Here is a 394-nt window from a genome sequence, read left to right as displayed (position 1 = left end):
TCGCGCCCGTCCTTGATTTCGATCTGGCGAAGACGATCGAATATGCACGGCGGGTCAACCCGAAGATCGAGGTGCTGACGGTGTCGGCGCGCACCGGCGAAGGCTTTGCGGCGTTCTATGCCTGGATTCGCAGGCGGATGGAGGCGACGAGGCCGGCCGCGATGACGGCGGCGGAATGACGATGGGCGGCGAGGCTACAGCACTGGACGGACGGCGGCTGCGCCTGCATGTGCGTGGCGCGGTGCAGGGTGTCGGCTTTCGTCCCTATGTCTACGGCCTCGCCACGCGCTATCGCCTCGGCGGTTTCGTCGCCAACGATCCCCACGGCGTCATCATCGAGGTGGAAGGAGAGCGCGCGTCGGACTTCGTCGCGGCGCTGCCGCTCGAAAAGCCG

The 394-nt window shown here is 67.0% G+C and carries 1 protein-coding gene and 1 pseudogene; both read left to right on the top strand.

What is annotated here, in order from left to right; all coding sequences use genetic code 11:
- Positions 1-179: pseudogene (locus tag WN73_RS11545) on the top strand (hydrogenase nickel incorporation protein HypB); the annotation flags it as partial.
- A partial coding sequence (locus tag WN73_RS11540; protein ID WP_271552825.1) for an acylphosphatase occupies positions 176-394 on the top strand: 219 nt, incomplete at its 3' end. The pseudogene WN73_RS11545 and the gene WN73_RS11540, both read left to right, overlap by 4 nt.

This window comes from Bradyrhizobium sp. CCBAU 45394 (assembly GCF_028128655.1).
Taxonomy (GTDB): domain Bacteria; phylum Pseudomonadota; class Alphaproteobacteria; order Rhizobiales; family Xanthobacteraceae; genus Bradyrhizobium; species Bradyrhizobium diazoefficiens.
This window is presented reverse-complemented; position numbering and strand designations above follow the sequence as displayed.